Origin of the sequence: Oceanidesulfovibrio marinus (assembly GCF_013085545.1) — a bacterium.
Lineage (GTDB): Bacteria > Desulfobacterota > Desulfovibrionia > Desulfovibrionales > Desulfovibrionaceae > Oceanidesulfovibrio > Oceanidesulfovibrio marinus.
This window is the reverse complement of the sequence record NZ_CP039543.1, coordinates 1,135,738-1,149,194: the sequence shown is the minus strand read 5'-3', so window position 1 is coordinate 1,149,194 and position 13,457 is coordinate 1,135,738. Positions and strand designations below refer to the sequence as shown.

General features: G+C 62.8%; 13 protein-coding genes. 8 read left to right on the top strand and 5 right to left on the bottom strand.

The genetic code is table 11. The features are described from left to right. Position 1: 1 nt before the first annotated feature. Genes E8L03_RS05150 through hydA form a run of 4 tightly spaced genes read right to left on the bottom strand, consistent with a single transcriptional unit; the run spans position 2 to position 5,141 of the window. The gene (locus E8L03_RS05150) at positions 2 to 1,153 is read right to left on the bottom strand and encodes an iron-containing alcohol dehydrogenase family protein (protein ID WP_216367944.1); all 1,152 of its coding nucleotides are present in this window, start codon (positions 1,151 to 1,153) and stop codon (positions 2 to 4) included. Next, positions 1,150 to 2,487: an aminotransferase class III-fold pyridoxal phosphate-dependent enzyme gene (locus E8L03_RS05145; protein WP_144234798.1), complete on the bottom strand. Its 1,338-nt coding sequence runs from the start codon at positions 2,485 to 2,487 to the stop codon at positions 1,150 to 1,152. Before E8L03_RS05145 ends, E8L03_RS05150 begins: the two co-directional genes overlap by 4 nt. 12 nt (positions 2,488 to 2,499) lie before the next feature. Then, on the bottom strand, positions 2,500 to 3,720 hold the full coding sequence (locus E8L03_RS05140) for a YgeY family selenium metabolism-linked hydrolase (protein ID WP_171266747.1): 1,221 nt from the start codon (positions 3,718 to 3,720) through the stop codon (positions 2,500 to 2,502). 44 nt (positions 3,721 to 3,764) lie between these two features. After that, on the bottom strand, positions 3,765 to 5,141 hold the full coding sequence (gene hydA, locus E8L03_RS05135) for a dihydropyrimidinase (RefSeq protein WP_171266746.1): 1,377 nt from the start codon (positions 5,139 to 5,141) through the stop codon (positions 3,765 to 3,767). A gap of 346 nt (positions 5,142 to 5,487) precedes the next feature. Here hydA and E8L03_RS05130 point away from each other — a divergent pair, with 346 nt between their 5' ends. The 3 genes from E8L03_RS05130 to wrbA all read left to right on the top strand — a co-directional run bounded on the left by E8L03_RS05130 (position 5,488) and on the right by wrbA (position 7,536). Next, the gene (locus tag E8L03_RS05130; RefSeq protein WP_171266745.1) at positions 5,488 to 5,991 is read left to right on the top strand and encodes a DUF3124 domain-containing protein; all 504 of its coding nucleotides are present in this window, start codon (positions 5,488 to 5,490) and stop codon (positions 5,989 to 5,991) included. A 53-nt stretch (positions 5,992 to 6,044) separates the two neighbouring features. Further along, complete coding sequence (locus E8L03_RS05125) at positions 6,045 to 6,773, top strand: hypothetical protein (protein ID WP_171266744.1); 729 nt, start codon at positions 6,045 to 6,047, stop codon at positions 6,771 to 6,773. A 151-nt stretch (positions 6,774 to 6,924) separates the two neighbouring features. Beyond that, positions 6,925 to 7,536 (top strand): NAD(P)H:quinone oxidoreductase, encoded by a 612-nt coding sequence (gene wrbA, locus E8L03_RS05120; RefSeq protein WP_171266743.1) that lies wholly within the window; start codon positions 6,925 to 6,927, stop codon positions 7,534 to 7,536. A gap of 100 nt (positions 7,537 to 7,636) precedes the next feature. On the opposite strand, the gene E8L03_RS05115 is transcribed toward wrbA, so the two are convergent. Continuing rightward, the gene (locus tag E8L03_RS05115) at positions 7,637 to 9,502 is read right to left on the bottom strand and encodes a glycoside hydrolase family 15 protein (RefSeq protein ID WP_171266742.1); all 1,866 of its coding nucleotides are present in this window, start codon (positions 9,500 to 9,502) and stop codon (positions 7,637 to 7,639) included. 228 nt (positions 9,503 to 9,730) lie between these two features. On the opposite strand from E8L03_RS05115, the gene E8L03_RS05110 reads away from it, so the two are divergent. The 5 genes from E8L03_RS05110 (at position 9,731) to sbtA (E8L03_RS21225) (ending at position 13,428) form a co-directional block, all read left to right on the top strand. Next, positions 9,731 to 10,654, top strand: a complete 924-nt coding sequence (locus E8L03_RS05110; RefSeq protein ID WP_171266741.1) for a methyltransferase domain-containing protein — start codon at positions 9,731 to 9,733, stop codon at positions 10,652 to 10,654. Positions 10,655 to 10,839: 185 nt separating this feature from the next. Beyond that, on the top strand, positions 10,840 to 11,829 hold the full coding sequence (locus E8L03_RS05105; protein ID WP_144234790.1) for an aldo/keto reductase: 990 nt from the start codon (positions 10,840 to 10,842) through the stop codon (positions 11,827 to 11,829). A 147-nt stretch (positions 11,830 to 11,976) separates the two neighbouring features. Beyond that, positions 11,977 to 12,492, top strand: a complete 516-nt coding sequence (gene tpx, locus E8L03_RS05100) for a thiol peroxidase (protein WP_171266740.1) — start codon at positions 11,977 to 11,979, stop codon at positions 12,490 to 12,492. 186 nt (positions 12,493 to 12,678) lie between these two features. Further along, on the top strand, positions 12,679 to 12,900 hold the full coding sequence (gene sbtA / locus E8L03_RS20885) for an SbtA family thio(seleno)oxazole RiPP natural product precursor (protein WP_208738207.1): 222 nt from the start codon (positions 12,679 to 12,681) through the stop codon (positions 12,898 to 12,900). A gap of 321 nt (positions 12,901 to 13,221) precedes the next feature. Beyond that, entirely contained in the window at positions 13,222 to 13,428 is a 207-nt protein-coding gene (gene sbtA, locus E8L03_RS21225; protein WP_171266739.1) for an SbtA family thio(seleno)oxazole RiPP natural product precursor, read from the top strand. Positions 13,429 to 13,457 lie beyond the last annotated feature (29 nt).

The window sequence follows — 13,457 nt, the reverse complement described above, 5'->3', positions numbered from 1 at the left end:
CCTAAAGGATCGAGGCGTAGATGCCCTCGATCTCGTCCTGCGTGGGCACGCGCGGGTTGTTGGCTGTGGAGCCGCTGGCCAGGGCGTCCTTGGCCAGGGCAGGGATGGACGATTCCGTAACGCCGAACTTGGAGAGCCGCCGCGGCAGCCCGGTCTCCATGAACAGCGCGTCCAGCGCCTCCACGGCGACGAGGCTGGCCTCCCGCAGGGAGAGGCCCTCCACCGGTTCGCCCAGGGCCATGGCCACGCGGGCCATCTTGTCCGTGCAGGCCGGCCTGTTGAAGGCCATGACCGGGGGCAGCAGCATGGCGTTGGCCGTGCCGTGGGGGATGCCGAAATGCGCGCCCAGGGGCCGGCTCATGGAGTGGACCAGGGCCACGGACGCGTTGCTGAAGGCGAAGCCGGCGAGCATCTGGCCCAGCAGCATGTTCTGGCGCGCCTCCATGTCGGCGCCGTTCATCACGGCGCGCACCAGGTTGTCGCCGATGAGCTCGATGGCCTCCAGGGCCTGCACGGCGGTAAGCGCGTTGCCCCGGAGGGAGATGTAGGCCTCCATGGCGTGGGTCAGGGCGTCCATGCCAGTGGCCGCAGTGATGGCCGGCGGCATGGAGACGGTGAGCTCCGGATCGAGCACCGCCACCCTGGGGATGATGCCCGGAAAGGTGATGAGCATCTTGATCCTGGCCTCGGGGTCGGTGATGACCGTGAAGCGGGTAATTTCGCTGGCCGTGCCGGCCGTGGTGGGCACGGCGATGATGGGCGCGCCGGCGTTGGCGGGCTGCTCCTTTTCGTACTTTGCAATCGACCCTTCGTTGGTCATGAGGATGGCCATGCCCTTGGCCGCGTCCATGGGGCTGCCGCCGCCCAGGGCCACGAGCACGTCCACGCCTTTTTCCCTGGCCAGAGCCGCGCCCTTCTCCACAATGGCCACACTGGGGTCGGACTCCACCTCGGCGAACTTCACCACGGCCAGGCCGGCGGCCTCCAGCGAGGCGACCACGGCGTCCAGCGCGCCGGAGCGGGTGGTGGCGGTGCGGCCAGTGACGACCATGGCCGTGGAGCCGAAGCGCTTGGCCTCTTCGCCTACTTTCTGCACATAGCCGGGGCCAAAGACGATGCGCGGCGGAATCTGGAAGATGAATCCGGACATCATGGAACCTCCTGGGCGATGGCGGGCTCGGCCTGGGTAAGGGCCGCGTCGATGCGCGCCACGGCGTCCATCAGCTCGGTTTCATTAATGATGATGGGGGGCGTGAGGAAAATGTAGTTCCAGCGGATATAGGCGGCGATGCCGTTGTCCAGCAGGGCCTTGGAGACGTGGGCCATGGGGCCGGCCGGACCGTTCCACGGCGTCAGAGGCTCGCGGCTCTCGCGGTCCTTGACCATCTCCAGACAGGTGAACAGGCCGATGCCGCGGACATCGCCGATGTACGCGTGCTTCTTGGCGAGCTTCTCCAGCTCGGCCTTGAAGAGCGCGCCCATGGCCGAGGAGTTGTCCACGAGCTTGTCCTCTTCCATGGCCTCCAGGTTGCCCAGGGCCGCGGCGCAGGCAATGGGGTGGCCGGAGTAGGTGAGCCCGCAGTAGAGCATGTTCTCGTCAAAGTACTTCGCGAGCTTGCTGGACACGGCGACCACGCCCAGCGGGATGTAGCCGGAGTTCACGCCCTTGGCCATGGTGACGATGTCCGGCGTGATGTCGAAGTTCTGGAATCCGAACATCGTGCCCGTGCGGCCGAAGCCGGTCATCACCTCGTCGCAGACCAGCAGGATGCCCAGCTCGCGGCAGATGGCCTCGATGCGCTCCATGTAGCCGGCCGGCGGCACGAAGATGCCGTTGGAGCCGGTGACGGACTCGAAGAACACGGCGGCCACGGTGTCCGGGTTCTCGTACATGATGACCTCGCGTACGCTCTCTGCGCAGCGCAGGCCGCACTCCGGATACGTGAGACCAAAGGAGCAGCGGTAGCAGTAGGGATCGAACACGCGGACAATGCCCGGCACGCCTGGCTCCACCGGAGGCCGGCGGGGATCGCCGGTCAGGGAGATCGCGCCGTAGGTTGCGCCGTGATAGGAGCGGTAGCGGGTTATGATCTTCTGCTTGCCGGTGCAGGCGCGGGCGATCTTCATGGCGTTTTCGTTGGCATCGGCGCCGCCCACGGTGAAGAAACACTTGCCGAAGGAGTCGGGCAGAAGGTCGATGATTTTCTTGGCTAGCCTGGAGCGCGACGGGGCCACGAACTGCGGCCCGATGAAGCACATGTCGTCGGCCTGTTTCTTGATGGCCTCGACGACCTTGGGGTGGTTGTGTCCCAGGTTCAGGTTTACGAGCTGGGAGGCGAAGTCGGCGTAGCGGTTGCCCTCGCCGTCCCAGAAGTAGATGCCCTCGCCTTTGCTGATAACCTTGGGCGAGAGCTTGCCCTGTACGGACCAGGAGTGGAGCACGTATTGTCGGTCCAGGTCGTATGCTTCCTGCATAGTTTGGTCCATGATTTTGATCCCTTAGCCAGCAATGGCGTAGGCGATGGCTGCGTTGCCGGCTGTCGCCTTGATGATGTTCTCGATGGAGCAGCGGTCCTTGGGCGTATGCGCGTAGTGCTCTTCCATGGGCGAGTAGCCGATGGAAGGAATGCCCAGCACGCCGGTGACGTAGCTGGCGTCCGTGCCGAAATCCCAGCGCCCGAAGCCCGGTTTCTGTCCGATGGCGTTGAGCGCGAGTACGCATTTCTCCACCATGGGGTGGTCCTTCTCGATGGCCCAGGCGTGCATGTACTTCTCGCACATGTCGGAAACGCCGCGGTAGGAGGTCTCCTCCACGGTGCGCAGGGCCACCTCGGCCTTGAAGTCCGGGTCATTGGCGGCGAGGTCGTCAATGATCTCCTGGATGGGGCCGATGAAGTCCTCGCGCTCCTCCCCGCGCACCAGCCGGCGGTCCAGGCTGACCATGCACTTGTCCGGAATGATGGAGAGCGCGCCCGGCGAGCAGCCTATGATGGTGAGGGCGATGGTGGCTCGGCCCAGGAAGTCGTCCTCGGGCAGGGTTTCGGCGATCTTCTGCACTGCCTCGATGACGGGCATCATCTTGTACACGGCGTTGACGCCCAGCCAGGGAGCGGAGCCGTGGCTGGTGCGGCCGTAGGTGGTCACCTCCAGCTCGGCGCGTCCGCGGTGGCCCAGGTAGAGGTCCATGGACGTGGCCTCGGAGGAGATCATCACATCGAAGGTGATGCCGCGCTCCTTGAAGGTTCTGTCCATGAGCCAGCGCATGCCGAACATCTCGGCCGGCTCTTCCTGCACCACGCCTGTGTAGATGAAGTCGCCCTGGAGCTTGATGCCGGACTTCTTGATCAGGTGGCCGGCGTAAATCTGCGAGGCCATGCCGCACTTCACGTCGCTGGCCGCGCGGCCGTGGATATAGCCGCCATCCACCACACCGCCGTAGGGCGGGTACTCCCAGTTGGACTCCTCGCCCGGAGAGACGTGGTCCATGTGGGAGTTGTACATCACGTTGGGGCCGGAGCCCTCGCCTTTCACAATGCCGACCACGTTGCCCATGTCGTCCACGAATACTTCATCGTAGCCGAGCTCGTTCATGGTCTTTACGGTGAGCTGGGCCAGCGCCTCCTCCTGTCCGGAGATGGAAGGGGTCTGGACGAGCTGCTGCGCGAATCGGATCACATCGTCGCGCACGTCGTGGGCCATGGTGTTCAGAATATCGTACATGATGTCGTTCCTTGTATATGCAGATCCCTAGAAATGTTCCCGTGTTATAGAAAACTGGGCGCGCCGCGTCTGATGAACTGGCCGCGCCCTGGTTTCGCCTCCAGCCTGCCGTCCATGCAGACCACCTCCCCGCGGGAGAGGGTGGCTACAGGCCAGCCCGTGACCTGTACGCCCTCGTACGGGGTGTAGTCCACGTTCTCATGGAGCACGGAAGTGGAGAGGGTTACATTTTTGTCGGGATCGAACACCACGATGTCCGCGTCCGCGCCGATGGCCAGGGAGCCCTTGTGCGGGTAGAGCCCGAAGGCCTTGGCCGGGTTGGTGGAGCAGAGCGCCACGAGCTTGTTCAGGGCGAACCGGCCGGCGTTGACGCCGAACTCGTGCATCAGGGCCAGACGCGGCTCGATGCCTGGCGCACCATTGGGAATTCTGGAGAAATCGTCCGCGCCCATGTCCTTCTGCCCGTGGAAGTCGAAGGGGCAGTGGTCTGTGGCAACGCTGACCAGATCGCCGCTGGCAAGGCCCTGCCACAGAGGAGCCTGGTTCTCCTTTGGCCGCAGCGGCGGGCTCATCACGTATTTCGCGCCATCAAAGCCAGGCTCCTCGTAGTTGTCCTGCGAGAGCAGCAGGTACTGCGGGCAGGTCTCGGCCATGACGGATGCGCCGGCGCGGCGGGCGCGCTTTACCTCCTGGAGCGCAGCCTTGCAGGTCAGATGGACCACAAAGAGCGGGCCGCCGGTGATCTGCGCCAGCTTGCACGCCCGTCCCGTGGCCTCGGCTTCTGCCAGCGGCGGTCTGGACAGGGCATGATAACGCGGCGCGGTCTTGCCTTCTGAAAGATGTTTATGGATAAGGGAGGTTACGACATCGTTGTTCTCGGCGTGCACGCACACCAGACCGCCGTGCTCCCCGGCCTGGGTCAGGGCCTGCATGAGCACGGTGTCGGAGACGCGGAAGTCGTAGACCATGAAGACCTTGAAGCTCGGGTATCCGGCGTGGATCATGGTCTTCATCTCGGCGAGCACGGCGTCGGTCATGTCCGTGATGGCGATGTGGAAGCCGTAGTCCACCACGGCCTTGCCCTCGGCCTTGGCGTGCCAGGTATCGGCCGCCTGCTGCAGGGACTGGCCCCTGGACTGGATGCAGAAGTCCACGACGGCGGTGGTGCCGCCAAATGCGGCGGCGATGGTGCCGGTTTCGAAGTCGTCCTTGGCGACAGTGCCGCCAAAAGGCATGTCGAGGTGGGTGTGGGTATCCACGGCGCCGGGCATGACGTACTTTCCGGCGGCGTCGATGACGCGCGTGCCGGAAAGGTCCGTGCCGATAGCCGCGATTTTCCCATTCCGAATGCCGACATCGGCGCGGAAGGTATCGGAGGCTGTGATGCAGGTGCCGCTGCGTATGACGCAGTCGAAGCTCATGAGCTGTTCTCCCAGGTTGTATTCCCGGCTGCGGTCGAGACGGCGCGGACGGCGGCGCCGGACCGGCGCACCATGTAGCCGGGAATGTGTTTGCAGAGCGAATTTCGTTCCAAAGTTACCATTCTCGTCATTGTCGCGGGTTTCGCGGTTGAGGTTGGTCAAATTTTATAACGAATTTGTTAATATTGGCCGTCGGCTTTGACAAAATGTGAAGAATATTTCGCAAATCAGGGCTCCCGGCGGACGCGGAGACGCTGCTCCGACTTCCGCTGGATACTGGCCGTCGGCGTTTAATCAAGGTAGGGTGTGGCGGTCCCGCAACTTTCCGATATCCTGGAGCAAAACCATGAGCTTCCATCGCAATCATCCGGCGTTCTATTGTCTCATAACATTGGCGGCTGCCGCGGCGTTTCTCGTGCTCACCGCGGTTGGTAGCATGGCCGAGGAGCGCAGCCTTTCGAGCGGCCAGACCGTCTATGTACCGGCGTACTCGCATATCTACCAGGGCTCCCTGAACCGCCCGTTCAACCTCACGGTGCTTCTGTCCATCCGCAATGTCTCGCCCATCGAGCCCATAATCATCACCAGCGTGGAGTACTATGACGATTCCGGTGACCTGGTGCGAGCCATGGATGAGCTGCCGGTGGTGGTGCCGCCCATGGCCACGAAGGAGTACCTCGTGGCGGAGAGCGACGATACGGGCGGCTCCGGCGCGAACTTCGTGGTGGCCTGGGAGGCCCAGAGGCCAGTTCCTGCGGCGCATCTGGAGTCGGTGATGATCTCCACGCGTTCGTCTCAGGGCATATCGTTCCGCTGCCCGGGCGTGGTCATCAAGGAACGGAGCAAGTGAGCACATAACCGGAATGCGTGCTCGGCACGATATGACAATCCAGGGAGGTGGTCATGAAAATGGTACGTAGCGTCGTCTGGGTCGTTGTGTTTGTTTTTCTTGTGGCTGCGGTGGGATGCGGCGGCGATACGCCGACGGATACAAGCGAGAACAAGGCCCCTGCGCAGCAGGGTGAGTCGCAGGAGAAGCCGGCGGAGGAGGCGGCGTCTTCCAAGAATACGCCGCTGCCCAAGGACGCCAAGGAGGTCACGGTCTCCGGCGACGTCTACCACTACACGATCGATCCCTGCGCCATCGCGTCGGCGGAGGAGGTTGAAACCTTCCTGGGCAAGCCGTTCACCACGAAGTTCTCCTTCGTGTACGGCATCCCTCCCTACACGCGGTGCGAGTATGCTGTCGAGCTTCCGGAAGAGGAACGCGCCGGGCGATCTCCGGATACGCTGGCCGTTTCCGTGGTGGAGCCGCTGACTCTGGCCGAGGCCGGCTTTCCGGGCCTGGACACGGCGGCCGAGGCCTTCAACAGGCACAAGAAAGCGCTGAACAATGCCGGCGCCGAGATCGAAGAAGTCCCGGACCTGGGAGACGACGCATTTGTCCAGTCCTCGGACGGCGTTCTGCATCTTCTGGCGGGAGACGTCTATCTGCGTGTCTCGGCCAGCATCTACACCAATGAGACTGCGCCGACCCTGGACGAGCTGCACCGGAAGCTGGCAGACAACAACGCCAAGGTTGCCAAACGCTTTGCCGCGGAGCTCCTGCTGCCCAATCTGAATGGCTCCTGACCTAGTCATGGAGGATGCAGGTTGATGAATCGCCGGATGTGGTAGCCGGGACCTGGTATGTGGTGTATAGCTGGAGATTGAAATCCAGTGTCGCTACCGAAACCACGGGCGGCATTGCATACCAACGTCTTTGCATTCAAGGAGAACTGCAATGAAAGCGTATATTGTCTACTACTCCATGTATGGACACATCCACGCCATGGCCAACACAGCCGCGGCCGCCGTTCGGGAAATGGACGGCTGGACCGCGGAGCTGCGGCGCGTCCCCGAAACTCTGCCGGATGAAGTGCTGGAAAAGATGGGCGCTTTGGAGGCCAAGAAGCTGATGGCCGATGTGGTCACGGCCCGGCCGGAAGATCTGGAGGACGCGGACGCCATCATCTTCGGCACGCCCACGCGGTTCGGCAACATGCCCGCGCAGATGAAGGCCTTTATCGACCACCTCAGCGGGCTGTGGACCAGGCATGCGCTGGTGGGCAAACCGGTCACGGTGTTCGCCTCCTCCAACACGCAGCACGGCGGGCAGGAGTCCACCATCCTCACTTTCCATGTGCCGCTGCTCCACCTGGGCATGGTGATTGTGGGCCTGCCATACTCCTTTGCCGGGCAGCAAGGTGTAACCGAGATTACGGGCTGCTCGCCCTACGGGGCATCCACCATCGCCGGGCCGGACGGCTCGCGCATGCCCTCACAGAACGAGATGGCCGGCGTGACGTTCCAGACAAAGCATCTGCTGGAGATAGCCACCAAGCTAGCCAGGTAGCCGCGTATATTTCTGGACAAGTACGCAACGCCCGTCCGCAATGTTTCGCGGGCGGGCGTTTTGTCGTGTTCAGGGCCGGAAAAAGCCACGGCCGAGGAGGTCATGTGCGGGCAGCCGGTTCCTCGCCGCGATGCGTGCTTTCGGCGATGTTCTCGCCTTCGAGACTTTCGTTCAGGGCATAGGCCGCGCTGATGAGCGCAAGGTGGGTCAGGGCCTGGGGGAAGTTGCCCAGGTGCTCGCCGCTGGTGGAAAGCTCCTCGCTGTAGAGGCCCAGGTGGTTGGAGTAGGAGAGCATCTTCTCGAACAAAAGGCGCGCCATCTTCACGTCGCCGGACCGGGCCAGGCACTCCACATACCAGAACGAGCAGGTGGTGAAGGCTCCCTCGGAGCCGGTCAGACCGTCGACAGGCGCATCCGCGTTGTCGTAGCGCTTCACCAGGCAGTCCGAGAGCAGCCGCTTCTTGATCGCGCGCATGGTGGACAGCCAGTAGGGATCGGTGGGGCTGATGAACTTGACCAGCGGCATGAGCAGGGTGGAGGCGTCCACAGCCCTGGAGCCCTTGTACTGCACGAATGTTCCGGCATCCTCGTCCCAGAAGTTGGCAAAGACATCGCGCTTGATCTCGTCGCGCACCATCCGCCAGCGCTCCAGCGGGGCGGGCAGGGAGAACTTGGCGGCCATGCGCATGGCGCGGTCCACGGCCACCCAGCACATGAATCGGGAGGAAAGGAACTCCTTGCGGCCGCCGCGGACCTCCCAGATGCCCTCGTCCGGCTCCTGCCAGTGCTCGCAAACGAACTCCACGGTCTGCACCAGCCGCAGCCAGAACGCGTGGTGCAGGCTGCCGTTGCGCTTGGAGGCAAGATAGACCGCGTCCAACAGGTCACCGTAAATGTCGAGCTGGAGCTGATCGTAGGCGCCGTTGCCGATGCGCACGGGCCGGGAGCTCTGGTAGCCGGCCATGTGCTCCAGCGAGCTCTCGGCAAGGTCGTTGGACCCGTCGATGGCGTACATGACCTGCATGGAGCCGTCTTGGTGGCAGGCGGCGGTGCGGCGGTGGAGCCAGTGGAAGAAGTCCATGGCCTCGTCCTTGAAGCCGAGCCGTAGCAGGGCGTAGAGGCAGAAGGCCGCGTCGCGCACCCAGGTGTAGCGGTAATCCCAGTTGCGTATACCGCCCAGCTCCTCGGGCAGGCCAAAGGTGGCCGCGGCCACGATGGAGCCGTACTCGTACGAAGTCAACAGCTTGAGCACCAGGGCGGAGCGGTGGACCATCTCGCGCCAGCGGCCGCGGTAGGTGGACCGGGCCAGCCAGTCGCGCCAGAAGTTCGACGTGTCCTTGAACGCCTGGACCACGTAGTTCTCGTCGTACTCCGGGCCGTGGCCGCTCACCTCCACGCGCTCGAAGATGAAGAAGGCCGTGTCGCCGGCCTTCAGGGTGAACTCGGCTGTCACGCCGCCTTGGATCTCAGTCAGCTCCACCGGTGTGTTGATCCGGAAGACAGCGTACTCGTCATCGCCCTCGCCGTGCGTTTCGAAGTAGGCGCAGTCGTGGTAGATGGTCACCTGCGGCACGGAGCGCCCGTAGTGCGGCCGCGGTGTGCAGGAGAGGGAGAAGCGGATGTCGCCCTGCACGGCCTTGGCCCGGCGGATGACCCGGCCGGATCTGTCCACAGGCATGAAGTCGGAGATCTCGGCCACGCCCTCCGGGGCCAGGAAGCGGGAGATGAGGATGTTCGTATCCGGCAGATACATCTGCCGCCGGCGCAGCCCGGAAAGCTGAGGCGTGATGCTGAAGGCGCCGCCGTTTTTCGCGTCGAGCAGGGAGGCGAAGACAGTGGGGGAGTCGAAGTTGGGATGGCACATGTAGTCGATGGCGCCGTCCAGGTTCACGAGGGCCACGGTCTTCAGGTCGCCAATCACGCCGTGCTCGTCGATGGGGGGATATCCGTGCTGCTCCTGGGCCATGTCTTGCTCTCCTCTGCGCAAATAGGGACGGAATCATGTCCAATATACTTTCGTAGACGATGCACGAGCGCCGGGTCAATCGTCTGTGAAATTTATTAAGTCGCTTCGAAAATTCATGCCCCTTGTGACAACACGGAATATTCATGTACGATGCGCTTGAGAAAAATGGTTCACTAACTTATATTGACCTGTAATTATTTGATAAATAGTCTTGGAAGGTGATTGATCATGCATGCGCGACTTCTTGATTTCCTGATGTGCCCGGATTGTCTGCCCGGTGAAGTTCCCTTGCGCCTGCAGGGCGGCGCCGTGCGCGAGGACGACGATATCCTGTCCGGTCATCTCGAATGTCCCAGGTGCTCCCACACGCACAACATCACGGACGGCACGGCCGTTGTTCTGCCCCAGAACAGTGTGACCTCGGCGGCGCAGCTTCGCTACGAGACAGCGGCCGCGCTGGGCAGCTATCTGTGGACCCACTTCGGCGACATCACGGCGGAGGATCATGCCTGCGATGCTTACGCCTCCTGGGCCGGAATGCTGCAGGACGGCGAGGCGCCGGCCCTGGACGCGGGCAGCGCCATGGGCCGAATCACCATGGAGCTGGCTGCCCGATGCGGCTTTGCCGTTGGCGTGGACTTTTCGCGTTCGTTCGTGCGCACGTCGCGCGAGCTTTGGAAAAATGGCCGGATCGACAGCCGGATCGTGACTGAAGGACGGTTGACCCGGGAGTTCTCCGTAGAGCTGCCGGACAGGCTGCGCCAGGGCGTGGCCGAGTTCATCGTGGCGGACGCCATGGCCCTGCCGTTCCCGGCCGGCGCGTTCAAGACCCTGAGCTCCCTGAACCTGCTGGACAAGATCTGCCGTCCCCTGGATCATGTGCACGAGCTTTTCCGCGTGGCCGTGGAATCCGGCAGCACGCTGCTCATCGCCGATCCATTCTCCTGGGCCGAGGAGATATGCCCGCCCGAGGATTGGCTGGGCGGAACAGAAAAGGGCGAGTTCGCCGGCCGGGCCCGGGACAATCTGGAACGGCTGCTCGCCGGCGACGGGTTCCAGATCCGTAATCAGGAGCCCATCTGGTGGACCATCCGCAACCACGATAACCACTACGAGACCATCCGGAGCTGGACAACAGTCGCCGGCCGCTGATGTCGTTCCTCCATACACCGTATCCGGCGTTGTGATCTGCTCGCAGCGTTCGGCCTCTGGTCACGCGCTCCGGCGTGCGAACCAGCCCTTCTACACGAACCCTCCCCTTGCACGACGCGGGAATCGGAGTAGAGTCTGTACGATTCGCGTTATTTTTCGAAACAAACGCAAGGAGGAAAAACAATATGGAATTCGTTACCTTGCCAGGTACGGATGTCGAGCTTTCGCGCATCGCCCTGGGCACCTGGGCCATCGGCGGCTGGATGTGGGGCGGCAGTGACGAGCAGGAGTCCATAAAGACCATTCATGCCGCCCTGGACAAGGGCGTCACCACTCTGGATACCGCGCCGGTCTATGGCTTCGGCCGATCCGAGGAGATCGTGGGCAAGGCCATCAAGCAGTATCCGGACAAGGACAAGATACGCATTTCCACCAAGGTGGCCCTGGATTGGACCGGGGAGGGCAAGGTCTTCCGCAACTCCACTCCGGAGCGCATCCAGAAGGAGGTGGAGGACTCGCTACGCCGTCTTGGCGTGGACGTCATCGACGTCTACTTCATCCACTGGCCGGACACCAAGACGCCGTTCGAGGACACGGCCGCGACCATGTGCAAGCTCAAGGAGCAGGGCAAGATACGCGCCGTGGCGGTCTCCAACTACTCGCCGTCGCAGATGGACGCCTTTGGCGCAGCCTGCTCCCTCCAGGCGTGCCAGCCGCCGTACAACCTGTTCGAGCGGGCCATCGACGAGGATATTCTGCCGTACTGCAAGGACAAGGGCATTGTCCTGGTTACCTATGGTGCGCTGTGCCGCGGCCTGCTCTCCGGCAAGATGCGCAAGGACCGGGAGTTCCAGGGCGACGACCTGCGCAAGGCCGACCCCAAGTTCCAGGAGCCGCGCTACGCCCAGTACCTCGCCGCCGTGGACAAGCTGAAGACGCTGGCCAGGGAGCGCTGCGGCAAGGACATCCTGCCATTTGCCGTGCGCTGGGTTCTGGACAGGACGGGCGGCGTGGCCCTGTGGGGCGGCCGCCGGCCGGACCAGATGGACCCCATTCCGGACATACTCGGCTGGAGCATCGACACGCAGACCATGGCCGAGGTGGACCGCATTCTGGACGAGACCATCACCGATCCGGTGGGCCCGGAGTTCATGGCGCCGCCGGAACGCGCGTGACGGAGCAGAAAAGTTCGAACAAGACGATGCGCACCGGGGATTTTCATGGTACGTTCCCAGCATTGTGGAGTCGCCCCGGCGGCGCATCCGCTTTTTTACTGACCAACCATTGTTAAAACGGCGCCGCGTGCGCCATGGAGGATTCCCATGTCCGAACGTACAGGTCTCGTGACCTTCCAGGGCAACCCCCTGACTCTTGTAGGCAATGCAGTGAGCCTCAACCAGAAGGCTCCGGACTTCACCGCGCTGAAGCCCGATCTCTCTCCGGTCACCCTTGCCGACTATGCCGGCAAGAAGCTCATCATTGCCAGCGTGCCCTCGCTGGATACCTCTGTCTGCTCCATCGAGACCAAGCGCTTCAACGACGAGGCCAAGAATCTGGGCGACGATGTGGAGCTGGTGGTTATCTCCATGGACCTGCCCTTTGCCCAGGCGCGCTGGGCCGAGGAATACAAGGCCAGAGAGGTGACCATGATCTCCGATCACCGCGACGCTTCCTTTGGCAATGCCTACGGCGTGCTGATCAAGGAGCTGCGCCTGCTGGCCCGCGCCGTGTTCGTTATCAACACCAAGGGCGAGGTCTGCTTCGAGTCCATCGTCAAGGAGATGACCGACGAGCCGGACTACAAGGCCGTGCTCGACGCTGTCCGCGCCGCCTCCTGATTCTGCGGCAATACACAAATGCCGAAGCGCCTGTCCCGAGAACCGGGGCAGGCGCTTTTTTTGGGTATTCTTCGGCGAAAAGTTGCCATGTCACAGTCCTGCAATTGATAAATACAATACATATGCTATCAAAGGATAGAGTTTTAAAATGCATGATCGAAGGACCGCAGCAAAAAGGAGTACAACGTGGACAGAAACGACTTGAAGAAGACCCTTGCCGGGCTGTGCATCGTGGGCCTGCTCGCGGGCTCCGGTGTGGCTCTGGCAAAGACAGCCGGCGCAGCCAGCGGTTGAGGCAGCAGCGGAGGTGCGGTCGGCACCTCTGATCAGGGCGACACCAACGCCACCAACTCGACTGGACAGCCCCAGGATTCCGCAGGCCAGAAGAAGCCTGCCACGAGCAGCTGAGGCTAGAGTATTCGCGGCGCCGTGTGCGCCGCTTCGATCGAGACGCGCCGGGGGAGGCTCCTTCGGCGCGTTTCTGTTTGGCGGGGAGTCCTTTTGCCCGAAAAATCTACAGTGTGCTTTTGGAAGGCCCGCTATACACTATGCCGATGCGATCCATTTACAGGGTGGGGCGCAGAGCCAACCGGGCGTTCCGGCGGCAGTGGCAAAGGCGGGCGGAGAATCATGAGCCGGCGGAGACATGCCGGCATGGAAACGACCGCCGACGGGATTGGCGTCTGGGGGAGCAGCCAGGAACGCACACAACATTCGGAGGAATCAGTCGTGGACAAGAATGATGTGAAAAAAGCGCTGGCCGGATTGTGCATTGCCGGGTTGCTGACGGGCTCCAGCCTGACCCTGGCCCAGGCGGCCAGCAGCTGCAGCAGCTGCAATGCCAACAAGACCGAATCCACCAAGGGCGACAACGCCACCATGGACTCCTCGGGCATGCAGAAGCACGACTCGAAGGCCAAGAGCTCCTGTGGTTGACGGCTGTGCGAGCTGTCCGGCAAGCGTCC